Source organism: Denitratimonas organivorans (genome assembly GCF_037478135.1).
In the GTDB taxonomy this organism is placed as follows: Bacteria; Pseudomonadota; Gammaproteobacteria; order Xanthomonadales; family Xanthomonadaceae; genus Denitratimonas.
The window spans coordinates 130,155-153,102 of sequence record NZ_JBBHDV010000006.1; the positions used below are offsets into that span (position 1 = coordinate 130,155).

Consider the following 22,948-nt stretch of genomic DNA (forward strand, 5'->3'; position numbering starts at 1 on the left):
GGCACCCCATTCCGTCTTACTTCACGCCGTGCATCAGGCGGTTGATCAGCGGCGAAACCAGGAAGAACGCCACCGCAAATCCGATGCCCAGAAGGAACAGCATGTTGAAGGTGGAGCCGTACTGCGCCAGCGAGGAACCGGTGGCGGCCACTTCGCCGCCGCCCGAAGCCACCGCAGCGATGCGGCCGGCCACGAAGTTGGCCATCGCAATCGACAGGAACCAGCCGCCCATCGCCAGCCCGGTTTCCTGCGGCCGCGCCAGCTTGGTCACCATCGCCAGGCCGATCGGCGACAGGCACAGCTCGCCCATCGTATGGACCAGATAGGTCAGCGTCAGCCAGATCCAGGAAATCTTGCCGTCGGCACCGGTGGCGTTGTTGATCGCGAACACCAGAATGTAGAAACCGATCGCGGCACCGACCAGACCGTAGGAGAACTTGCGCGGGATCGATGGATTCCAGTCAGCCTTGTCCAGTTTGATCCACAGCGACGCAAACATCGGCGCCAGCAGGATGATGAAGACCGGATTGACCGACTGGAACACCTCGAAGGTCGGGGTCCAGCCGAAGATCGACACATCCGGCATCCGCACGAAATCCTGCGCCAGGAAGTTCAGCGAGGAACCGGCCTGCTCGAACAGCGACCAGAACAGGATGTTGGCCACGAACAGGATCAGCATCGCGATGTAGCGATGCAGCTGACGCCTGTCACCACTGCGCACACCACTGTAAAGGAAATACGCCACCAACCCGATCATCATCACGATCAGCAGGCTGCCCAGCAGGTTGGACTTGCTGAGCAGGAAGAACACCGGCACCACCAGCAGCGCGCAACCGATCACCACCTTGATCATCGACTGCACGCTGTTGCGGCCTTCAGGCGCGGTGCCCACGTGCCCCAGCCAGCGCTTGAGCGCCTGGAAGATCACCAGCCCCAGCAGCATGCCCATGCCGGCCGCGAAGAAACCCCAGCGATAGCCGAACTTCTGCCCGATCAGTGAGGCGCAAATGATCGGCGCGATCAGCGCACCGGCATTGATGCCCATGTAGAAGATGGTGAAGCCCGAATCGCGACGCACATCGCCGGGCGCATAGAGCTTGCCGACCATCGTGGAAATATTCGGCTTGAATAGGCCGTTGCCGACCACGATCACCGCCAGACCCACGAGGAAGGTGGTCAGATCCGGCGCCATCAGCATGAACATGCCGATCGCCATCAATACGCCGCCCAGCATGATCGAACGCTGGTAACCCAGGATGCGGTCGGCCACGTAGCCGCCGAGGATGCCGGTCATGTAGACCATCGCGGTGTAACCGCCGTAGGTCAGTGACGCCTGCTCACGCGCGGCCTCGCCGGACAGATGCGCGAAGAACGACGCCGCCACATGCACCGCCAGCATGGCGCGCATGCCGTAGTACATGAAGCGCTCCCAGAACTCGGTACCGAACAGGTTCCAGAGGGCGTACGGATGGCCGAGGAATTGCCCCGGCGGCGGCGGAACGAAATCGTCGGACGGACGCGGCGCGGCGGACGCCGGGCCGGAGGGCTGGGACGGAGTGCTCATGATTCTCCCTGGAAACCTGTTCTTGGCCAGCGGCGCTGGCGCTTTCTGCTCACAACCCTGCCGGACGGCAGGGCACAAGCGCGCAAGATTCGCGCACAGGGCCGATCCAGTCAAACACTGTTCAGTCTCGCGCCGCTGCTGCCGGCAACCCGGCCGGCAGCAGCGACCGCCACTGTCAGCCCGGCAGGTATTCGTAGCTGGCGCCGATGCCCAGCGGGATGCCCAGGCCCCAGAACAGCAGCAGGAACAGCGTCCACAGCAGCGACAGCGCGATCGAATACGGCATCATCATCGAGGCCAGCGTGCCGATGCCGGCGGATTTCACGTAGCGCTGGCAGAACACCACGATCAGCGGGAAGTACGGCATCAGCGGGGTGATGATCGTGGTCATCGAATCACCGACGCGGTAGGCAGCCTGGGTGAAGTCCGGCGACACCCCGAGCTGCATCATCAGCGGCACCATGATCGGCGCCAGCAGCGCCCATTTGGCCGAGGCCGAGCCGATGAACAGGTTGACGATGCCGGTCATCGCGATCAGCCCGATGATCGTCAGCCACACCGGCAACCCCTTCAACAGCTCCGCGCCCTCCACCGCCATCAGCGTGCCGATGCCGGAATTGTTGAACGCCGCCAGGAACTGCGCGATGAAGAATGCGATGACGATGTAGTAGGCCATGCCGCCCATCGCCTTGGTCATCGCCGCGATGACGTCCCGATGCGTCTTCACGGTGCCGGCGACATAGCCGTAAACCACGCCGGGGATCAGGAACATGATGAAGATCAGCGCCACGATCGACTGCATCACCGGCGCCTCGGCCACCAGCAGCGGATGTCCGCCGGCCAGCACCGAACCCATATCGTCCGCCGCACGCCAGGGCGAGGTTTCCGGCAACAGGCTCAGCACGAACAACAGCAGCGCGGCCAGCATCGCAACGGTGGCCCACAGCAGGCCACGGCGTTCGGCGGCGGTCAGCGGCTCCATCTTCGGCAGCTCGCTGGTATCACCATCCACCGCGGTCCGTGCCAGCCGCGGCTCGACCACCTTGTCGGTGATGAACCAGCCGATGGCGATGACCAGAAAGCTCGATGCCGTGGTGAAGATCCAGTTGTTGAGCGGATTGACGGTCAATTCCGGATTGAGGATCTGCCCGGCTTCCTGGGTGAAGCTGGCCAGCAGCGGATCCAGCGAGGACGGCACGAACAAGGTCGCGGAAAAGCCGCCGGACACCCCGCAGAACGCCGCCGCGATGCCGGCCAGCGGATGCCGCCCCGCGGCATAGAAGATCACCCCGCCCAGCGGAATCACCAGCACGTAACCGGCATCCACCGCCACATGGCTGAGCACCGCCACCGCCACCAGTGCCGGGGTCAGCAACTGCTTGGGCGTGATCGACAGCATCCGCCGCAGCGCGGCGTTGATGTAGCCGGTGTGCTCGGCCACGCCAAGGCCCAGCATCGCGGTCAGCACCACACCCAGCGGCGCGAAGGCCATGAACACCCGGTACAGGTTGGCCATGAATGCGGTCAGCGATTCGCCGGCCAACTGGTTGATGATCCGGATCGGCTCGCCAGTACGCGGGTTCAAGGCTTCGAACTGCACTCCCGACAGCGCCCAGGACAGCGCCCAGACCAGCAACATCAGCAGCAGGAACAGCATCGCCGGGTCCGGCAGGCGGTTGCCGATGCGCTCGATCGCATCCAGCGCACGGCTCATGAAATTGCCGCGTGCATCGGCTCCGGTGGTCGGGGTTGGGGTCATGTCGATCTGCCGCCGTGGATGAACAGGGGCCGGATGCTAACACCGCCCACGTCGCGGGTTTGCCACTTTCAACAATCGCCGGCGCGATTGCCGACACGATGGCCGGAACGCTACATCGGCTGCTGCGGCCACAGCCAGACCCGGTCGTCGAAGCTGACGCACCACGCCGGCCGGTAGACCACGATCACCACGATCAGGGTGCCGGCGAAGAACGCCTCGGCGAACATCAGCAACGGCGTGGCCGCGACATAGGCCGCCGCCTGCCCGCCCAGCAGTGCGGTCATTGCGGCCTTGCCCAGCATCGACGCCGCCATCGCCAGCGCCGCACCGAAGAACGCATTGCCCATCACGAACACGAAGATGTTGTGCGGCAGGAAATACGCCACCAGGCGACAGACCAGCAGCGTCACCGCCACCGGCACTGCGCCCGCCAGCAGGAAGTCGGCGGCCCAGCCGTGCCAGGCCGCGCCCATCAAGCCCCCCGCCAGACTCGCTGCCGCCATCACCCACAGCGCCGGGCCGGCACCGAACATCAGCGTGGCGATGGTGGCACCCAGGAAATGCAGCAGCACGCCCTGCAAAGCGGCGGTGTTGAAACCCCGCATCGCCGCCAGCACCACGACGGTCACCAGCAGCACCTGCCAGCGCTGCGTATCGGCCTGCCGCAGATGCCGGTAAAGCCCGGGCGTGGCGGCAGCCAGCACCAGCAGCGCGATTGCCCAGGCCAGCGCCTGCAGCGGGCCGGGCAGCACCGTATTCAACAGGGTGTCAAGGGCCGATTCCATGCCTGTCTGCGCCATCGCGCGGGCTTCGCAATCAGTTGCGCGCCAGCGGCGTACCGATCCGGGTGCGCACGTCGAACAGTTCCGGGAAGAAGGTCAGGTCCAGCGCCCGCTTCAGGAATTCCACGCCACTGGAACCGCCGGTGCCGCGGCGGAAACCGATGATCCGCATCACCGTGCGCATATGGCGGAAGCGCCAGAGCTGGAACGCCGATTCCACATCCACCAGCGCCTCGCTGAGCTGGTATTCCTCCCAGAAGGTGTCGGTGTTCTCGTAGATGCGCTGCAACACCGGCATCAGTTCCGCGCATTGCCGGTGCGGCTGGGAAACATCGCGTTCCAGCAATTCTTCCGGCACCGCATGGCCGCGCTGCGCCAGCCAGGTCAGGAACTGGTCGTACAGGCTCGGCGCTTCCAGCACCTGGCGCAGCTGCTCTGCGGCCTGCGCATCGTGCGAGAACACCCGCATCATCCCTTCGTTCTTGTTGCCCAGCACGAACTCCACGATGCGGTACTGCAACGACTGGAAACCTGAAGCCGGGCCCAGCACATCGCGGAATTCCAGGTATTCGCTCGGAGTCAGGGTTTCCAATACCGACCACTGCTCGATCAGCTGGCGCTGGATCTGCTTGACCCGCGCCAGCATCTTCAACACATTGTCGACATTGCCCTGGCGCAGATGCGCAACCGCGCCGAGCAGCTCGTGGATCATCAGCTTCAGCCACAGCTCCGAGGTCTGGTGCTGGATGATGAACAGCATCTCGTCATGGTGCGGCGGATCCGACAATGGCCGCTGCGCCGCCAGCAGCGTATCCAGGCACAGGTAACCCGAATAGGTCATGCGGTCCCGAAGGTCGGTGGTGATGCCCTGCTCCAGATCGCGCTGGTTGCCCGGGTTGCTCATCTTGTTCTCCACGCCGTCATTGGACCGGCAATTGTACGGCCTGCCGCCGCGCCGACCCGGACCTGGATCAGGATCATGCCGATCCGCATGCGTGGGCGAAGCCGGAGTGACAATTTCTCCGCGTCACCGCACACCTATGCGCGAACAATGTCTGCAACGCGCGCAGGCCAGCGCCGGAATGCGGCAAAACGCCCTGCCGACAATGTTCCTGTTCACCGCATGCACGCATCAGCTGGCTGCACGCGACAGTGCTGCCGACGCTATTCCGGGGCACGCTGCCGAATTGGCTCCGGCTGTGGTGAAGTGCCTGATCCAGATCTGATCGGCCGCTTTGCCCGCCTTCAATCCGCTGCCGGCGATGCGCCCGGCACCAGTTCCAGCCACTGCGACAGCCGCGTGCGGGCCTCGTCCACACCCAGATGCGAACTGGCCGAGAACAGCTGCACGCTGGCGCGCTCGCCCAGGGTGCGACGGGTTTCCAGCAGCGCCCTGGACTGCTGCCCGCGCGGCAGCTTGTCGGCCTTGGTCAGCAGGCAGTGGCAGGCCAGCCCGCGCGCGCTGCCGTAGGCCAGCATCTGCTGGTCGAACTCGCGCAGCGGATGGCGCACATCCATCACCACCAGCAGCCCGCGCAGCGCCTGGCGGGTTTGGAAGAACCGATCGATCAGCACCTGCCAGTGGTCGCGCAGCGACGGCGGCACCTTGGCATAGCCGTAACCGGGCAGATCCACGAGGAAGCGCTGCGGCGCCACTTCGAAATAGACCAGCTGCTGGGTGCGGCCCGGCGTCTTGCTGGTACGTGCCAGTGCGCCCTGATCGACGATGGCGTTGATCGCGCTGGACTTGCCGGCATTGGAACGCCCGGCAATCGCCACCTCGATACCGTCATCGGGCGGCAGCTGGTGCAACTCGTGCACGCTCTTGAGGTAGTGCGCAACGCGCAGCGGATTGGGTTGGGACATCTTCAGCTGCCTTTTGTGTTTGACCCGGTCGCTCACCGGCTGGGATAATCGGAGTGTTTCTGCATCGCCGGGTTCGACCCGCTGCCGCCCAGCCACGCCGTACCGGTCGTCGCCTTGACGGAACGACCTCGCCAGAGGCCTGTGCATGATCAGGGTGCCGCAGGTTCCGCATGCCAACGCATGGTGGAATCCCGGCTCACCATGGAGGCAGCGATGGTCAGTCCCGCCGTGCAGCCGGTACGAATTTCTCGCGGAGCACGTCTTATGAGTTTGCGGCGCTATTGTGGCATGGCCGGTGCGGTTTCCCTCGGTCTTGGCCTGGCCTTCTCCGTCATGGCCCAGGAAACCCCGGCTCCGGCCGAAGTCACCCCGGCCCCCGAGGCCGAGGCGGCACCTGCGGTGCAGTTGACCGAAGCCCACGGTCCGGCCTTGCCCGGCGATGCGGCGGCCGGTGCAGGCAAGGCGGCGGTCTGTGCCGCCTGTCATGGCGCCGACGGCAATTCCCCGGTACCGATGTATCCCAAGCACGCCGGCCAGAACGAGGCCTACATCGCGCGCCAGCTCGCGCTGTACAAGGACGGCAGCCGCCAGGATCCGGTGATGATGGGCTTTGCCAGCACCCTCAGCCCGCAGGACATGCGTGATCTGGGCGCCTACTTCGCCACGCTCAGCGTGACCCCGGGCATCGCCGACGACAGCGAGATCACCGACGGCCCCAATGCCGGCCGCAAGTTCTACGAAGTCGGCCAGGCGCTGTACCGCGGCGGCGACATGGAGCGCGGCATTCCGGCCTGTCTGGCCTGTCACGGCCCCAGCGGTCGCGGCAACCCAGGCACCGCGTATCCGGCGCTGGCCGGTCAGCACGCCGAATACACCGCCAAACATCTGGAAGGTTTCCGCTCCGGCATCGCCTGGGGCAGCGGCGACAACCAGAACACCATCATGGTCGATGTCGCAAAGCACCTGACCGATGAGGAAATCCGCTCGCTGGCCAGCTACATCGAAGGCCTGCATTCCTCGCGTGAGGTCGCCTCCCAGCCATGATCAGCCTGCATCGTTTCCCCTCCACCCTGGGCCTGGCACTGGGCAGCTGCCTGCTGCTGGCCGCCTGTGGTGGCAGCGAGAGCCCGCCTCCCGAAGCGCCGGCACCGGCCGTCGCGCCGAGCGCCCCCGCCGCCAACACCAAAAGCCCTGCGCCTGCGGAAACCGCAACCGCTCCGGCTGAAACCACCACGCCGGTGGCTGATGACAAGCAGGCTGCGGATGACAGCACCACATCCGACGCCCCGGCCACCGACAACGCTGCCACTGGAGACGCTCCTGCCGAAGCCACCGTGGCGACGGGACCGAAAGTTGTACCGGAAGGCCCGGAACCGCGACTGGGCGTGGACTACCAGATCATCGACCCGCCGCACCCGCTGGCCGCCTCGCCGGGCCAGGTCGAAGTGGCCGAAGTGTTTTCCTACACCTGTATCCACTGCGCCCGGCTTGAAGCACTGACCCCGGCATGGAAGGAAACCCTGCCTCCCCAGGTCAACTTCGTCTATGCCCCGATGTCGCATGGTGCGTTCGAACCGATCGCGCGCGGTTTCTACGCCGCCCAGGCCATGGGCGTGCTCGACCAGACCCACGCCGGCATGTTCAAGGCGCTGGCCGAACAGCAGAAGCTGGGCGCCGGCCGCATCGACGACATCGCACGCCTCTACGCTGATCTGGGCGTGGATGCCGATGCACTGAAGGCCACCGCGAACTCGTTTGCAGTCAACACCCAGATCGCGCGCGGGCAGCGGGCGCTGGCACGCTGGGCCATTGAAGGCACGCCCACGATCGTGGTGGCCGGCAAGTATCGCGTCATCACCACCTCCGATCGTGGCCATGCCGGCATGCTGCAAGCCGCCCGCTGGCTGGCGCAGAAGGAAATCGCGGAGATGCAGGCCGCTGCAGCACCCTGATCCTCCCGCGCTGTCTGTCCAGGTTTCATCGACAATCCCCGCCACGGCGGGGATTGTCGTTTGAGGCATCCTCCACCACGCTGCGACCCGGCCGCGCGCAGCCGGGATCACGGTTCCCTGCCACATATCCCGGAACCCTGACGCCCGTCCGTGGTCTACTTTGTTTCCGGCCGCATATTGGCGGCCCCACCCAACCCGGGAGATTCTCGATGTTGCAACGCACCGCGCCCCGTTTCGGCCTGTCCGCCGCCCTGCTGTGCCTGTCGGCCCTGCTGTTTTCCGCCGCCGCACCGGCTCAGGCCGACACCCTGGTGGAAGGCCAGGACTACCAGTTGATCGATCCGCCGGTCCCGACCCGCGCCGATGGCAAGATCGAGGTGGTCGAGGTCTTCGGCTATTCCTGCTCGCACTGCGCCAACTTCGCCCCGATCATCACCGAGTGGAAGAAATCCCAGCCCGATGACGTGGTGGTGGAATACGTGCCGGCAGTGTTCGGCGGCATCTGGGAAATCTACGCCCGGGTCTACTACACCGCCGAGGCGATGGGCGTGACCGAACGCACCCACGACGCACTGTTCCACGCGCTGCACACCGAACGCCGCCAGATCGGCAAGCTTGAGGACATCGCCGATTTCTACGCCGAGCACGGCGTCGACAAGGAACAGTTCCTGTCCACGATCGACAGCTTCGTGGTCAACAGCAAGATCGCCGACGCCCGCACCCGGGTCGCCGGTTACGGCGTGGAAGGCACCCCGACCATCATCGTGGCCGGCAAATACCGCGTGATGGCACCGCGCGAAGGCGGTTATCCGCGCATGCTGGAAATCACCGACGCACTGGTCGCGCGTGAACGCGCCGCCAAGGCCGGCGGCAACTGAACCACGGCAGCCGGGTGCGGCTTGATCGCGCCGCATCCCGGCCCCACGTGCAGCTCATGGCCAAGTCCCACGCATCCGCAGCCGCCGCGCCCATGCCGGTCAGCGACGAACAGCGCCTGACCCTGCTGAGCGCCAACATCCAGGCGGGCAATGCCACCGCCAAGTACCGCGACTACGTCACCGGCTCGTGGAACCACGTACTGCCGGGCTGGCGCAAGCGCAGCAATCTGGATGTGCTGGCCGACAAGGCCTCGCAGTTCGACATCGTCGGCCTGCAGGAAGCCGATGCCGGCTCGCTGCGCTCCGGCTTCATGAACCAGACCCACTACCTGGCCGAACGCGCCGGTTTTCCGTACTGGAGCCACCAGCCCAACCGCCGCGTGGCCGGCATTGCGGCCAGTGCCAACGGTCTGCTGTGCCGGCTGGAACCGGACGAGGTGGTGGATTATGTGCTGCCCAGCCGCATCCCCGGACGCGGCGCCCTGCTAGTGCGCTACGGCGACGGCAAGGATTCGCTGACGGTGGCAATCGCACACCTGTCCCTGTCGCCGCGTGCCCGCAGCGCGCAACTGGCCTTCCTGGGTGAACTGCTGTCCGGGCCGGGCCACAAGGTGCTGATGGGCGATTTCAACTGCGAATCGGACTCCTGCGAAATGGATGTCCTGTACCGCCACACCCCGCTGCAACCGCCGGAACAACGCCTGCTGTCGTTCCCCAGCTGGCAGCCCAAGCGCGCCATCGACCACATCCTGGTGTCCTCCGATGTCAACGTTGAGCGGCGCTGGACGCTGGCCGACCTGTCCTCGGACCATCTCGCCGTGGCGGCCGAAATCGCATTGCCGGGCTGGCCGCAACGCGCCGACTGAGCCGGTGTACCGCCACTGCGGGAACGCCGACGCCGGCGCCGCAGGTCCTACACTGTGCCGACCATGTCCCACTCCCGCCTGATCCCTCGCCATTTCCGCCTGCTGCAAGCTCTTGGCCTGCTCGGCATCGCCCTGTTGCTGCCTGCACCTGCTGCGTCCGCCGACCTCGCCAGCCAGCGCGGCAGCTTCAAGCGTGCGCTGGAAACCGCCGAAAACCGCCCACCGGCCGAATTTTCCGCCGTCGCCAAACGCCATGCCGGCCATCCGCTGGCACCGTATCTGGAATACGCCGCACTGCGCCGCCAGCTCGAACACATCGACGCGGCCCGCATCACCGACTTCGCCGAGCGCCACGCCGATCTTCCGATCACCCCGCTGCTGCGCAGCCAGGCCCTGCATGCGCTGGCCAAGCGCAAGGACTGGGCCGGGTTCCGCCAGCTGTATGGCGGCAGCAGCGACGCCAGCCTGCGCTGCGCCGACCTGCTCTCGCGCGGCACCGCCACACCCGATTCCCAATGGCTGGATGCCGGCCTGGAGCTGTGGCTGCATGGCCGCTCGCAACCGGCGCTCTGCGACGAAGTGTTCGCGCGCCTGACATCCGCCGGCCGGCTCACGCCCGAACGCCATCTGGAACGCATCGAACTGGCTGCGGCCGAACACAATCTCGGCCTGATCCGCTTCCTCGCCCGCGCCCTGCCCGCACCCCAGGCCGCGCTGGCGCAAAGCTACGCCGCCTATCTGGAAGCCCCGACCCAGGCGCCGACCGCGAACTGGCCGCAGGATGCCCGCAGCCGCAACATCGCCGTGCTCGGGCTGGAACGCCTGGCGCGGCGCGACCCGGGCGCGGCCGAAGCACTGCTGGCCTCGCTGCAGGACCGGCTGGCACTGGATGACAGCCAGCGCGGCCAGGTGCTGAACCAGATTGCGCTGTGGAGCGCGGCTTCCTATCTGCCGGAAAGCGCCGAACGGTTCACCAAGGTGCCGGCCGCCGCCTGGGACGAACGCCTGCACGAATGGCGCGCGCGCGAAGCACTGGCACGCGGCCAGCTCAGCGAAACCCTGAGCGCGATCGCCGCGATGCCGTCCGAACAGCGCGAACAAGCCCGCTGGCGCTATCTGGCCGCCCGCCTCGGGGAAAAGACCCGCGATCCGGACGCACGGGCCAGACTGGCCGAACTGGCACGAGAACCGACCTATTTCGGCTTCCTCGCCGCCGACCGCATCGGCGTACCCCACGCACTGTGCCCGCTCGATATCGAACCCGACGCCGCGCTGCAACAGCGCTTGCAGGCCCGGCCCGGATTCGTGCGCGCGATGGAACTTCACGCCATCGGCCGCGAAACCTGGGCGCGGCGCGAATGGGACGCGCTGAAGGGAACCCTGCCCGACGACGAGCGCCGTGCCGCCGTCGCGCTGGCCGAACGCGCCGGCTGGCACGACCGTGGCGCCTTCACCCTCAACAGCGGCGAAGACCTGCGCTACTACCGGCTGCGCTTCCCGCTGCCGCACCAGCGCCAGATCGAACGCGAAACCAGGAAACACGGCCTGGATCCGGCCTGGGTCGCGGCTCTGATCCGCGCCGAAAGCGCCTGGATCGCCGATGCGCGCTCGCACGCCAATGCACGCGGGCTGATGCAGCTACTGCCATCCACCGCACGCGAGGAAGCCCGCCGCCGCGGCCTGCGCTATCCCGGCGATGCCGGCCTGTTCGATCCGCGCGAGAACCTGACCCTGGGCATCGCGCATCTGGCGACGATGCTGGAACGGCACGATCAGCAGCCCTTCCTCGCCACCGCCGCCTACAATGCCGGGCCCACGCCGGTCGCGCGCTGGCTCGCACAGCGGCCACCGTCCAGCGCCGATATCGATCTGTGGATCGAAACCATCCCGTACCGCGAAACCCGCGAGTACGTCGCCCGCATCCTCGCCTTCAGCGTCATCTACGATTGGCAGTTCCATGGCCGTACGATACCGCTGCAGCAACGCGCCACCGGCACGCCGGAACCGACCGCCAAATCGCGCAACGAAGTCGGCTGCCCGGCCCCGTCCATCGCCCTGCAAGGAGTCGCCCCATGAACCCAGACGGCCCCATTGTCATCTTCGGCGGCACCGGTTTCGTCGGCCGCCATCTGGTCGCGCGCCTGGTCGCCGCCGGCCATGACGTGCTGGTGCCCAGCCGCAACCGCAGCATGCAACGCGAGCTGCACATCGTGCCGCAGGCGCGCGTGATCAATGTCGATGTGTATTCCGACGCTGCGCTGCGCGAACTGCTGCAGGGCGCGCATGCGGTGATCAACCTGATCGGCATCCTCAACGAACGCGGCCGCAACGGGCGCGGTTTCGAGGCGGCGCATACCGGTTTCACGAAAAAACTCATCGCCGCCTGCCAGGCCAGCGGCACCCGCCGCCTGCTGCAGATGAGCGCGCTCAATGCCGGGCGCGGCCGCAGCCACTATCTGCGCACGCGGGGCGAAGCCGAAGCCGCGGTGAAGGCGTCCGGACTGGACTGGACGATCTTCCAGCCCTCGGTGATCTTCGGGCCGGGCGATGGATTGTTCGCGCGTTTCGCCGGTCTGCTGAAGATCGCGCCGGTGCTGCCGCTGGCACGCGCCGGCGCCAAATTCGCACCGGTCCATGTCGGCGATGTGGCCGAAGCCTTCGTGCGCGCGCTGACACGGCCGGCCAGCATCGGCCAGACCTATGAGCTGTACGGTCCGGACGTGCTCACGCTGAAGCAGATCGTGCAGTACACGGCGCAGTGCATGGGACTGCGCCGCGCGGTGCTGGCACTGCCCGATGCGCTGGGCCGGATCCAGGCGGCGCTGATGGATTTCATGCCGGGCAAGCCGTTTTCCACAGACAATTTCCTTTCGTTGCAGGTCGACTCGGTCGGCGGCATCGATGGCCTGCACCGCCTCGGCATCGAACCCACGCCAATCAGCGCGGTGATTCCGGCGCTGCTGGGGCCGGATCCGCAGCAGCGCCGTCTCGACCGCTTCCGGCGCTCGCGCGGCGCATGACATGAAGGTCTACCTGGTCGGCGGTGCGGTGCGCGATGCGCTGCTCGGGCGGCCTGCCGGCGACCGCGATTTCGTCGTGGTCGGCGCCACACCGGCACAGATGGAAGCGCAGGGATTCCGCCCGGTGGGGCGGGATTTCCCGGTCTTCCTGCACCCACAAACACACGAGGAATACGCGCTGGCGCGCTGCGAGCGCAAGGCCGGCCACGGCTATCGCGGCTTCACCGTGCTGTCCACGCCGGACATCACGCTGGAAGAAGACCTGCTGCGACGCGATTTCACCATCAACGCCATCGCCCGCGACGATGACGGCCAGCATGTCGATCCCTACGGCGGCATCGCCGATCTTGAGGCGCGCGTGCTGCGCCACGTCTCGCCGGCCTTCTGCGAAGACCCGGTCCGCATCCTGCGCGCGGCGCGTTTCATGGCGCGCTGGCAGCCGCTCGGGTTTTCCATCGCCGATGAGACCATGACGCTGATGCGCAGCATGGTGGCCGAGGGCGAAGTCGATCATCTGGTACCCGAACGCGTATTCCAGGAACTGTCGCGCGCGCTGCAGGAACCGGCCCCTTCGGCCTTCCTGCGCACCCTGCGCCAGTGCGGCGCGCTGGCCCGCATCCTGCCGGAAGTCGATGCGCTGTACGGCGTGCCGCAACGGGCCGAATATCACCCGGAAATCGATACCGGCCTGCATGTCGAACTTTGCCTGGACATCGCCGCTCAGCTGGCGCCGGGGGATGCGCTGATCGCCTTCTGCGTACTGACCCATGACCTGGGCAAAGCCCTCACCCCGGCGCGCGAACTGCCCGCGCACCTGCGTCATGAAGCCACCGGACTGGAACCGCTGAACACACTGTGCGAAAGGCTGAAAGTCCCGGCCGAACACGCCGCACTGGCAAAAATCTGCTGCCGCGAACACCTCAACGTGCACCGCCTCGCCGAGCTGAAAGCCAGCACCGTGCACGACCTGATCGCACGCTGCGACGGCTTCCGCAAACCCGAACGCGTTGCCCGTCTGGGGCTGGTCTGCGAAGCCGACAAACGTGGCCGGCGCGGCATGGCCGCAGCGGATTATCCGCAACGCGAAACGCTCAACGCCCTGCACGCAGCCGCGCTCGCGGTACGCCCGCGCGATCTGGATCTGGCCGGGCTGGATGGCCCGCAGGTCGGAGAAAAACTGCGCCGCGCACGGATTGCGGCGATTGCCGCCGTGCGCAGCTGAGCAGCGCCTGTGCCGCGCCGACTGCGAGCGACCACGCCAAGCGTCGCCCGCAGCGCAGTCCTAGTTGGCCTCCCGCCCTTCGTCTTGCTGCAAGGGTCCAACATCGACCTGCGGCGTGGGCGGATCTTTCCAGACAACATCCAGCAGGTTCCGGTATTCGACAGGATCCCAGTACTTCTTCGCGTAGTAGCGCTGTTCTGACACCGTGAAGGCGGTGACGTGTCGCATGCCGGCCGGCGCCGCACCACGACGCCTTGACACCATCCCACCCAACTCCACGCTGGACGGGGCCAGCGGGCCGGTCAGCGGAACGATCTTGATGCCGTGATGCGCGCGACCCGGCCGCGAGTACGTCGAACGGGCTTCACGCTTCATCGCCCGTTCCAGCCGCGGCCAGGCCACTTCGTCGCCGTATTCGGCGTAGACCTGCTGCCCGCGCCGGATGGCGTCGTCGCGGGCCACCGCATCCAGCTGGCTCCAGTAGTTTTCGCGCAGGATCAGAAAATTCGGATACTCACGCTCGGCCGCCAGATCCATCCACGCATAGCCCAGCGCACGGTCCTGTTCCACCCCGGTGCCGTTCCAGTACATCTCCGCGATGATGGCCTGCGCCGGCTTGTCGGCGTGGCGAGCGGCTCGCTGGAAGTAGCTCATCGCCTCCTTGTGATTGCCGTTGCCATAGGCCCGCAGACCCTCGCGCCGCCAGCGGATGTCCGGGTGGCCGGCCAGGAAACCTTCGGTCATCAGTTCGGCGGGAATGCCCGGCTCGCTGATGAACTTCCCGATCCGGTCGGCCTTCACCGGCTGCTGCCAGCGCACTTCGCGAGGCTCGCTGCCATTCGCCATGAGCGGAGCAGCCCACAGAGCCGCAACCAGTGCCATGCCGATTCCCGCTGGCCCCCACCACTTGGTCGTTCGTTTCATCACTCTTCTCCGTGTTTGGATCCGGATGCCGCTCCGATCGCCGTAACCCAAGGCAGCCGAGCGCGGTGATCGTCGCAGGCTGCCGGATGGCCGTGCGGGAACAATTACACCTCGCACCGCCCTCTCATTCAGTCGTCTTCCTCGACCCCATCCTGACGCAGCGTGCCGACCTCGACTTCGGGCCGTGGCGGGTTTTTCCAGATGCTGTCCTGCAGCGCCCAGTACTTGGCCGGTTCCCAATACTTGGCGGCGTAGAACTGGTCGCCGCTGATCGTCAGGCCTCCGCCGGCCAGCGGCCCGGTATTGGGAATGATGGTGATGTTGCCGACAAAGCCGGTGCGGCTGCCGGTCACATTGCGGCGCTCGCGGCGCAGCACCCGTTCCAGCCGCGGCTTTGCCACGTCATCGCCGAACTCGGCATAGACCGCCTGGCCCTGTTCGATCGCGGCCTGCCGTTGCGAGGCATCCAATGCCTCCCAATAGATTTCACGCAGGATCATGAAGTTCGGATAGACGCGTTCGGCGGCAAGATCCATCCAGATGTAGCCCTGCACCGGATCGGGCGGCACGCCCAGACCCATCCAGTGCATTTCCGCGATCATCGCCTGCGAGGCCTTGTCGGCGTAGCGCGCGGCACTGCGGAAGTGTGTCAGCGCCTGCTCGTAGCGCTGGTTGCTGTAATCGTGCAGGCCCTCGCGTCGCCAGCGGATATCCGGGTGCGCGGCCAGGAAGCCGGACGTCATCACCTCCAGCGCGATACCCGGCTCACCGACGTAATTGCCGTGACGGGGCACTTCGGGAAGCGTCTGCCACTGCAATACGCGGGTCTGCTCCTGCGCCATCGCCGGCGACAACATCAACAGGCCCAGGCCCAGTACCAGCGCCATGCCGATCCATGCGATCCATTTCTGATGGGTTGTGCGTTTCATTGCCGTCTCCCTGCCAATCCAAACCAGTACCCGTTGACTACGCACAGGTGCGGCTCCGCGTCGCAGCGCGGCGGCTCCGCGTCCAGCACTGGCTTTGCCGCAGGTCCGGCACAAGGCGCAGGAAAATGCCCGGATCATGGTCAGACGGATGACAAAAAGTCGCCCGCCATCCGCTGGGATGACAGGGCGACAGATGAGGCGGAAATCGCTTTCGTCGTCAGGCCGCTTCGCGCAGCGCGCGGATGCGTTCGGTCAGCGGTGGGTGCGTCATCAGCAGCTTACGCATGCCCTGCCCGATGCCGCCGGCGATGCCGAAGGCGCGGATCTGGTCGGGCAGCGTGCTCTGGCCCTGGTTGAGCGCGAGCTTTTCCAGCGCCGCGATCATCTTCTCGCGACCGGCCAGACGCGCTCCGCCGGCATCGGCGCGGAACTCACGCCAGCGGCTGAAGGCCATCGCGATCATCGAGGCGAACAAGCCGAACACCATGTCCAGCACCAGCACGATGATGTAGTAGAAAAAGCTCGGGCCATCATCGCGGTTGCCGCTGATCATGCCGTCGATGATGCGCCCGACCACGCGCGCCAGGAAGATCACGAAGGTATTCAGCACGCCCTGGATCAGCGCCATCGTCACCATATCGCCATTGGCCACATGCGCCATTTCGTGCCCAAGCACGGCTTCGGCCTCGTCCCGGCTCATCGAGCGCAGCAGGCCGGTGGATACCGCCACCAGCGAGTTGTTGCGGCTGGCACCGGTGGCGAAGGCATTGATTTCCGGCGCGTCGTAGACCGCCACTTCCGGCATCTTGATGCCCAGCTGCTGAGCCTGGCGTTGCACGGTGTCGAACAGCCAGCGTTCCACCTCGTTGCGCGGCTGGGTGATGACCTGCGCGCCGGTGCTGCGCTTGGCCATGGTCTTGGACAGCAGCAGCGAAATGATCGCGCCGCCGAAGCCGAAGATCGCGGCGAACACCAGCAGCGTGCCGTTGTTGCCCAGTTGAATCCCGAACACGTGCTGCAGCACGCTCAGCACGATGCCGAGCAGGATCATCACGGCCAGATTCGTGGCCAGGAACAGGGCGATGCGTCGAAAAATCATGGGAAGCTGTCTCCAGTGCGTTGCCGGGTGCGGCGCGTTCCCGGACTCCGGATCCTAAATGATGACATCCGAACGTCAATTCAAGCAGCATCGCAGACCACATTACCGTGGCCGCTTCGCGCCCTCGCCGACCGGACCGCTGCATTTCGGCTCGCTGGTGGCCGCGTTCGGCAGTTTTCTGCATGCGCGCGCGACCGGCGGGGAGTGGTTGGTGCGGATCGAGGACATCGACACCCCGCGCACCGTGCCCGGTGCCGCCGAACAGCAACTGGAGGCGCTGCGCTGCTTCGGGCTGGAATGGGATGGCGAAGTGGTCTGGCAAAGCCAGCGTCAGGCGCTGTACCGCGATGCGCTGGCGACACTGCAACGCGGCGGCACGCTGTTCGCCTGCCATTGCAGCCGGGCCGAACTGGACGGCCGGCTGCATCACGGTTGTGTTTCGCAACGCCGCGACGGGCGGTTCGCACTGCGGGTGCGGGCGCCGGACGAATGGATCGGATTCACCGATGCGGTGCGCGGCCCCCAGCGCCAGAACTTGGCGCGCGAGGTCGGGGATTTCGTCGTGCGGCGTGCGGATGGACTGGTGGCCTACCAGCTGGCCGTGGTCGTGGACGATGCCGATCAGGGCATCACCGATGTGGTGCGTGGCGCCGATCTGATCGATTCCACCGCACGCCAGATCCACCTGCAACGTCTGCTCGGCCTGCCCACGCCCAGCTACACACATCTACCGCTGGCGCTGGATGCACAGGGGCACAAACTCGGCAAATCGCAGCAGGCGCTGGCGCTGGATGCCGGGCAACCGCTGCCGGCCCTGTGCGCGGCCTGGGCCTTTCTCGGGCAACCGCCCGAGGCACTGGCCGGATGCCGGACGCTGGGCACCACCATCGAGCACGCGATCCGGCATTTCCGGCTGGAACAGGTGCCACGGCAGGACCGTCGGCTGGACGCGCCGGAAGCTGGCGAAAACCCGGTCACGCCATCGCCGCCGGCCTGAAGTCCGTTCCAGTAAAGCCTTCGTATTCGTTGCCGGCAAGGCTGAGCGTGACGGGTTTCCGTGGGCGCGTCAGTCCGTACCACCCGGCGATACGCGGCACTCGAAGCGCAATGCATCGCAGCCATCGGCGTAATAAGCGGGCAGCAGGCTGATTTGCTGACAGCCGGCCTTGAGGTAAAGCGCGATGGCGGCAGCATTATCGTTGCGCACTTCCAGCCTCAGCCGCTGGCAAGCGGCCTCATCGGCCTGCGCGAAGGCGTCCTGCAACAGTGCCCGGCCGGCGCCGGTTCCCCGCGCCTGCGGATCAACCGCGATCGAATACAGCCGTGCGATACGGCTGTTGCTGCGCATCAGCAGCAATGCATAACCCTGGATCGTTCCTTCGTTTTCCAGCACCCGCAATCGCGCGCGCGGCGAGCGCAGATGGTGGCGGAACTGCCGGGCCGAGAGTCGGTCTCCGGGGAACATCGCCTCCAGTTCAAGCAAGCGCGGAAGGTCCGCCGACCGCGCATCGCGCAACTGGAATCCGGTAACGGGCAAGGACATCGGCAGGGCCATGAATGGCGTGCAACCACGCCAGGGATGGGACGTGTGGCGATGCAGGATTCTGGCAGAATCCGCCCCATTCCGCGCCGCTCCGTGCGCCCTTCGAGTACGCCATGAGCCGCCTGCTCATCGTCGTTGAAAAGCCTTCCGACTGGGGCTCGTACTACCCCTCCGAAAACGTCGTTTCCGCCACCGATTACCTGAAGGACAGCACCGCCGCCGAACCGGGCGAACGGGTGCAGGTGATCAACCTGTGCCGCAGCTACAAATACCTGGGCGTGGGCTATTACGTGTCGCTGCTGGCCGAGGCGCGCGGGCAGCGCGTGATCCCGACGGTGCGCACCATCAACGACCTGCGCCGGCGCTCGCTGTGGGGCCTGGACATCGACGATCTGAACCAGCGCCTGGGCCGGATGCCGCCGGGCAGCGCCGAAGGCGGCACCGAACTCGGCGTGCTGGTGCATTTCGGCCGCTGCGACCACGCGCCGCTGGCCGAGGTGGCGCGACAGGTGTTCGAAGCCTTCCCCTGCCCGATCCTGCGGCTGGAGTTTGAACACCAGCGCAGCTGGCGCATCCGCTCGATCAAACCTGCCGGTCTGCACACGCTGGATGATGCGCAGGAAGACGCTTTCGCCGCCGCGCTGGATGCGTTTTCGCGCAAGATCTGGCGCAAACCGCGTGCACGCCGCAAATTCCGCTACGAAATCGCGATGCTGCACGACCCGGCCGAGGCCATGCCGCCGTCGAACAAGCGTGCGCTGCGGCATTTCATCGAGGCCGGCAAGGCGCTGGGCATCGAAGTCGATCCGATCACGCGCAACGATTTTTCCCGTCTGGCCGAGTACGACGGCCTGTTCATCCGCGAAACCACCTCGCTGGACAACCACACCTACCGCTTCGCCCACCGCGCCGAACGCGAAGGCATGGTGGTGATCGACGATCCAGTGTCGATCCTGCGCTGCACCAACAAGATCTACCTCAACGACCTGCTGCGCGCGCGCAAGCTGCCGATGCCGCGTAGCGAAGTGGTGTTCCGCGACAACGAAGCGCAGCTGGCGCAACTGGGCGGCACGCTGGGCTATCCGCTGGTGCTCAAGATTCCGGACGGTTCGTTCTCGCGCGGCGTGGTCAAGGTCGCCGACGAAGCCGCGCTGCGCAGCGCCGCCGCCGGCCTGTTCCAGCACAGCGCGCTGCTGATCGCGCAGGAATTCATGTACACCGAATTCGACTGGCGCATCGGCGTGCTCAACGGCCAGGCGCTGTATGCCTGCCAGTACTTCATGTCGCGCGGCCACTGGCAGATCTACGACCACGCCCACGGCGGCAATGGCGTACCGCGCTCGGGCGGTTTCAAGACCCTGCCGGTACGCGACGCGCCGCCGGAGATCGTGCGCCTGGCGCTGAAGGCCTGCGCCGCCATCGGCGACGGCCTCTACGGCGTGGACCTGAAATCCGACGGCAAGCGCAGCGCGATCATCGAAGTCAACGACAACCCCTCGATCGACGCCGGCGTCGAGGATGCCTACCTGGGCGAAGACCTGTACCGCCGCATCATGGGCGAATTCCTGCGCCGGCTGGAATGCAGACGGTTGGGGGTGGCGGAGTAATGCGCCGCAACCCATGACGGCGTATTTGCCTGATCGCCGCAATCGGCTGTTGCAGCGGCCTCCCGGCCGTTGACGCAATTACCCAACCCGCAGCTGACCCTTCGCTTCAACCGTACGCGCCATGCGCCGCGCGATCACCGCGCAGGCCATCAGCTGGATCTGGTGGAAGATCATCAGCGGCAGCAGGATCGGCCCGACGATGGCCGCCGGGAACAATACTCCAGCCATCGGCACGCCGGTCGCCAGACTTTTCTTGGAACCGCAGAAGAGCAACACGATCGCATCCTCGCGCGGCAGCCCGAGGCGGCGCCCGCCGAACCAGGTCAGGCCCAGCATCACGACCAGCAACGCGCCACTCAACGCCAGAATCCACGCCAGATCCTGCCAGGTGAGCGCATCCCACAGCCCGCCGACCACCGCCGCGCCGAACGCGGCATAGACCACCATCAGGATCGAACCACGATCGACCTTGCCCAGCCAGGCGCTGTTGCGGCTGACGAAGACACCGATCCACGGCCGTAGCAGATGGCCCACGACAAACGGCAGCAGCAGCAACAGCACCAGGGTCTTGACCGATTCCATCGACACCCCCGCTGTGCCGCCGGTGCGCATCAGCAGCGCCACCAGCAGCGGCGTGGCGAACACGCCGACCAGATTCGACAGCGAAGCACTGCACACCGCCGCCGCGACATTGCCGCCGGCGATGGAAGTGAATGCAATCGAAGACTGCACCGTGGACGGCAGCAGCGCGGTGAACAGCAGCCCGGTGGCGATCTGCGCCGGCACCATCGGCAGCTTCGCCAGCGCCAGCCCGACCAGCGGGAACGCCACGAAGGTCGTCAGCAATACCGCCAGATGCAGCCGGCCATTGCCCAGCGCACCGAGGATCGCCTTGCGCGAAAGCCGCGCGCCATGCAGGAAGAAGAGCAGCACGATGCCGGCATTGGCCAGCCACGCCACGACATCGCTCCACACGCCACGCGCCGGCAGCACAGTCGCCAGCAGCATGACCCCGACCAGCATCAGCAGGAACGGGTCGAGGATGGAAGCCAGCCGGGTCAGCGAAGTAATTCGGGGCATGGTCCTGTTCAAACGTGTCCGGGGAAGACGACCGGCACCGTGGGAAGCATCGGACTTTCACCGGGCCAGCCGGGCATTTTACGACGGCGCGCCACCCGGAACGTCCGCCCTGCCGAACCACGCTTGAGGCACCCTCAAAACCCCGCCGCCTGCCCATCCTTGCGACTTTCCGAGGCGCCGGCATACACGCCGGTGTCCGGGTCGCGGGCGATGGCCTGGTAACCACCGTAGGGGCCGTTGGCGAAGCGCACGGTGTGGCCCTTTTGCATCAGGCCGCGCACGGCCTCGTAGCTGAAGCCGCTTTCCAGTTCGATCACGCCGCCGTCGGTCATCGCGCTGTTCTGGCCGGTGGGTTCGGCCGAGCCGTCGTGGTGCAGGCGCGGGGCGTCGCCGGCTTCCTGGAGGTTCATGCCGAAATCGATCAGGTTCACCAGAATCTGCACATGCCCCTGCGGCTGCATCGCGCCGCCCATCACGCCGAAGCTCAGCCACGGCTTGCCGTCCTTGGTGACGAAACCGGGAATGATGGTGTGGAAGGGACGCTTGCCCGGCGCGTAGGCGTTCGGGTGGCCGGGTTTGAGCACGAACATCTCGCCCCGGTTCTGCAATATGAAACCCAGTCCGTGCGGCGTCATGCCGCTGCCCATGCCACGGTAATTGCTCTGGATCAGCGAGACCATCATGCCGTTCGCATCGGCGGTGGTCAGATAGATGGTGTCGCCTTCGTCCAGTTGCTGCGGCGTACCCGGTGCGACTTCGCGCAAGGCACGATCCATCGAAATCAGCGTGCCGCGTTGCGCCGCGTATTGGGTGGAAATCAGCTTCTCGACCGGAGCCGGATGAAAGGCTGGATCGGCGTACCAGCGCGCACGGTCGGCGAAGGCGAGCTTCTTGGTTTCAGCCAGCAGATGCAGATGTTCGACGCTGCCGAACCCGAAGGACGTCAGGTCGTAAGGTTCCAGCAGGTTCAGCATCTGCAGCGCCGCGATGCCCTGACCGCTGGGCGGGAGTTCCCAGACGTCGTAACCGCGATAGTTGACCGATACCGGCTGCACCCAGTCGCCGTGGTGCGCGGCCAGATCCGCGTAGGAAAGGAAGCCGCCGTTATCCTTCATATAGACGTCGATCCGGCGCGCGATGTCGCCGCGATAGAACGCATCACGCCCACCGTTGGCGATGGCTTCCAGCGTCGCTGCCAGGTTCGGGTTCTTCCAAAGTTCGCCCTCGCGCGGTGCGCGACCATCGAGGGTGAACTGTTCGACAAAGCCCGGCCAGCGCGAATGCAGCGCCACGCTGCGGTCCCAGTAATACGCGATCGTCTGCGCCACCGGATGACCCTCGCGCGCATAGCCGATCGCCGGCGCCAGGTTCTGAGCCATGCTGCGCTTGCCGAAGCGCTCATGCAGCGCGAACCACGCATCCACCGCACCCGGCACGCTGACCGGCAGCGGCCCGGCGCGGGGGATATCGCGGTGGCCCTGTTGCTGGAACCATTCCAGCGTCAGCGATTGCGGTGAACGGCCCGAGCCGTCATAGCCATGCAGACGCGAGGTTTTCGGATCCCAGACGATCGCGAACAGGTCGCCACCGATGCCGTTGCCGGTCGGCTCCATCAACCCGAGCGCGGCATTGGCGGCGATCGCCGCATCCATCGCGCTGCCGCCCTCGCGTATCACATCCAGCGCGATCTGCGTGGCCAGCGGATGCGAAGTGGCTGCCATCGCTTTGGGCGCATACACCACCGAACGGGTGGCGAAAGGCTGGCCGGCAATACGGTCGGCGGCCGCAACGCCGGAGCCGGCAAACAACATTGAAAGACCGAACAACAAGGGCATCAGGCGCATCACAGGGTCCATT

The 22,948-nt window shown here is 66.2% G+C and carries 21 protein-coding genes; 10 read left to right on the forward strand and 11 right to left on the reverse strand.

All coding sequences use genetic code 11. The features are described from left to right. Window positions 1-16 precede the first annotated feature (16 nt). From WDB66_RS08260 to WDB66_RS08275, 4 genes are all read right to left on the reverse strand, one after another. Window positions 17-1,564, reverse strand: a complete 1,548-nt coding sequence (locus tag WDB66_RS08260; RefSeq protein ID WP_339398072.1) for a peptide MFS transporter — start codon at window positions 1,562-1,564, stop codon at window positions 17-19. A 175-nt stretch (window positions 1,565-1,739) separates the two neighbouring features. Then, entirely contained in the window at window positions 1,740-3,323 is a 1,584-nt protein-coding gene (locus WDB66_RS08265; protein ID WP_339398073.1) for an AbgT family transporter, read from the reverse strand. A gap of 110 nt (window positions 3,324-3,433) precedes the next feature. Beyond that, window positions 3,434-4,108, reverse strand: a complete 675-nt coding sequence (locus tag WDB66_RS08270) for a hypothetical protein (protein ID WP_339398074.1) — start codon at window positions 4,106-4,108, stop codon at window positions 3,434-3,436. Window positions 4,109-4,139: 31 nt separating this feature from the next. Further along, window positions 4,140-5,009 (reverse strand): tryptophan 2,3-dioxygenase, encoded by an 870-nt coding sequence (locus WDB66_RS08275; protein WP_339398075.1) that lies wholly within the window; start codon window positions 5,007-5,009, stop codon window positions 4,140-4,142. A gap of 91 nt (window positions 5,010-5,100) precedes the next feature. Between WDB66_RS08275 and WDB66_RS08280 the strand changes: the two genes are divergently transcribed. After that, the gene (locus WDB66_RS08280; RefSeq protein WP_339398076.1) at window positions 5,101-5,331 is read left to right on the forward strand and encodes a hypothetical protein; all 231 of its coding nucleotides are present in this window, start codon (window positions 5,101-5,103) and stop codon (window positions 5,329-5,331) included. A 19-nt stretch (window positions 5,332-5,350) separates the two neighbouring features. Here the strand turns inward: WDB66_RS08280 and yihA are convergent, their stop codons facing one another. Continuing rightward, window positions 5,351-5,971, reverse strand: coding sequence for a ribosome biogenesis GTP-binding protein YihA/YsxC (yihA, locus tag WDB66_RS08285; RefSeq protein ID WP_339398077.1), 621 nt, complete (start codon window positions 5,969-5,971; stop codon window positions 5,351-5,353). Between the two features lie 288 nt (window positions 5,972-6,259). Here yihA and WDB66_RS08290 point away from each other — a divergent pair, with 288 nt between their 5' ends. From WDB66_RS08290 to WDB66_RS08320, 7 genes are all read left to right on the forward strand, one after another. Beyond that, entirely contained in the window at window positions 6,260-7,015 is a 756-nt protein-coding gene (locus WDB66_RS08290; protein ID WP_487930673.1) for a c-type cytochrome, read from the forward strand. After that, window positions 7,012-7,923 carry a thiol:disulfide interchange protein DsbA/DsbL gene (locus WDB66_RS08295; RefSeq protein WP_339398079.1) on the forward strand — a complete coding sequence of 304 codons (912 nt, stop codon included), beginning with the start codon at window positions 7,012-7,014 and terminating at the stop codon, window positions 7,921-7,923. The genes WDB66_RS08290 and WDB66_RS08295 overlap by 4 nt, the downstream gene beginning before the upstream one ends. A 209-nt stretch (window positions 7,924-8,132) precedes the next feature. After that, window positions 8,133-8,801 carry a thiol:disulfide interchange protein DsbA/DsbL gene (locus tag WDB66_RS08300; RefSeq protein ID WP_339398080.1) on the forward strand — a complete coding sequence of 223 codons (669 nt, stop codon included), beginning with the start codon at window positions 8,133-8,135 and terminating at the stop codon, window positions 8,799-8,801. 122 nt (window positions 8,802-8,923) lie between these two features. Next, a complete protein-coding gene (locus tag WDB66_RS08305; RefSeq protein WP_339398168.1) occupies window positions 8,924-9,667 on the forward strand; it encodes an endonuclease/exonuclease/phosphatase family protein in 744 nt (247 codons plus the stop codon). Window positions 9,668-9,730: 63 nt separating this feature from the next. Next, a complete protein-coding gene (locus WDB66_RS08310) occupies window positions 9,731-11,743 on the forward strand; it encodes a transglycosylase SLT domain-containing protein (protein ID WP_339398081.1) in 2,013 nt (670 codons plus the stop codon). Next, window positions 11,740-12,687, forward strand: coding sequence for a complex I NDUFA9 subunit family protein (locus tag WDB66_RS08315; RefSeq protein WP_339398082.1), 948 nt, complete (start codon window positions 11,740-11,742; stop codon window positions 12,685-12,687). Before WDB66_RS08310 ends, WDB66_RS08315 begins: the two co-directional genes overlap by 4 nt. 1 nt (window position 12,688) lies before the next feature. Next, a complete protein-coding gene (locus WDB66_RS08320) occupies window positions 12,689-13,909 on the forward strand; it encodes a multifunctional CCA addition/repair protein (RefSeq protein WP_339398083.1) in 1,221 nt (406 codons plus the stop codon). 60 nt (window positions 13,910-13,969) lie between these two features. On the opposite strand, the gene WDB66_RS08325 is transcribed toward WDB66_RS08320, so the two are convergent. The 3 genes from WDB66_RS08325 to htpX all read right to left on the reverse strand — a co-directional run bounded on the left by WDB66_RS08325 (window position 13,970) and on the right by htpX (window position 16,858). Next, on the reverse strand, window positions 13,970-14,833 hold the full coding sequence (locus WDB66_RS08325) for a tetratricopeptide repeat protein (protein ID WP_339398084.1): 864 nt from the start codon (window positions 14,831-14,833) through the stop codon (window positions 13,970-13,972). A 128-nt stretch (window positions 14,834-14,961) separates the two neighbouring features. Continuing rightward, complete coding sequence (locus WDB66_RS08330; RefSeq protein ID WP_339398085.1) at window positions 14,962-15,762, reverse strand: SEL1-like repeat protein; 801 nt, start codon at window positions 15,760-15,762, stop codon at window positions 14,962-14,964. 217 nt (window positions 15,763-15,979) lie between these two features. Then, entirely contained in the window at window positions 15,980-16,858 is an 879-nt protein-coding gene (htpX, locus tag WDB66_RS08335) for a protease HtpX (RefSeq protein WP_339398169.1), read from the reverse strand. 64 nt (window positions 16,859-16,922) lie between these two features. Between htpX and gluQRS the strand changes: the two genes are divergently transcribed. Next, window positions 16,923-17,858, forward strand: a complete 936-nt coding sequence (gluQRS, locus tag WDB66_RS08340) for a tRNA glutamyl-Q(34) synthetase GluQRS (protein WP_339398086.1) — start codon at window positions 16,923-16,925, stop codon at window positions 17,856-17,858. Between the two features lie 69 nt (window positions 17,859-17,927). Here gluQRS and WDB66_RS08345 read toward each other — a convergent pair whose 3' ends face one another. Continuing rightward, window positions 17,928-18,404 carry a GNAT family N-acetyltransferase gene (locus WDB66_RS08345; protein WP_339398087.1) on the reverse strand — a complete coding sequence of 159 codons (477 nt, stop codon included), beginning with the start codon at window positions 18,402-18,404 and terminating at the stop codon, window positions 17,928-17,930. Window positions 18,405-18,517: 113 nt separating this feature from the next. Here WDB66_RS08345 and WDB66_RS08350 point away from each other — a divergent pair, with 113 nt between their 5' ends. Further along, on the forward strand, window positions 18,518-20,011 hold the full coding sequence (locus tag WDB66_RS08350; protein WP_339398088.1) for a RimK family ATP-grasp domain-containing protein: 1,494 nt from the start codon (window positions 18,518-18,520) through the stop codon (window positions 20,009-20,011). Window positions 20,012-20,089: 78 nt separating this feature from the next. Here the strand turns inward: WDB66_RS08350 and WDB66_RS08355 are convergent, their stop codons facing one another. Beyond that, entirely contained in the window at window positions 20,090-21,091 is a 1,002-nt protein-coding gene (locus WDB66_RS08355) for a bile acid:sodium symporter family protein (protein ID WP_339398089.1), read from the reverse strand. 134 nt (window positions 21,092-21,225) lie between these two features. Next, entirely contained in the window at window positions 21,226-22,935 is a 1,710-nt protein-coding gene (ggt, locus tag WDB66_RS08360; protein ID WP_339398090.1) for a gamma-glutamyltransferase, read from the reverse strand. Window positions 22,936-22,948 lie beyond the last annotated feature (13 nt).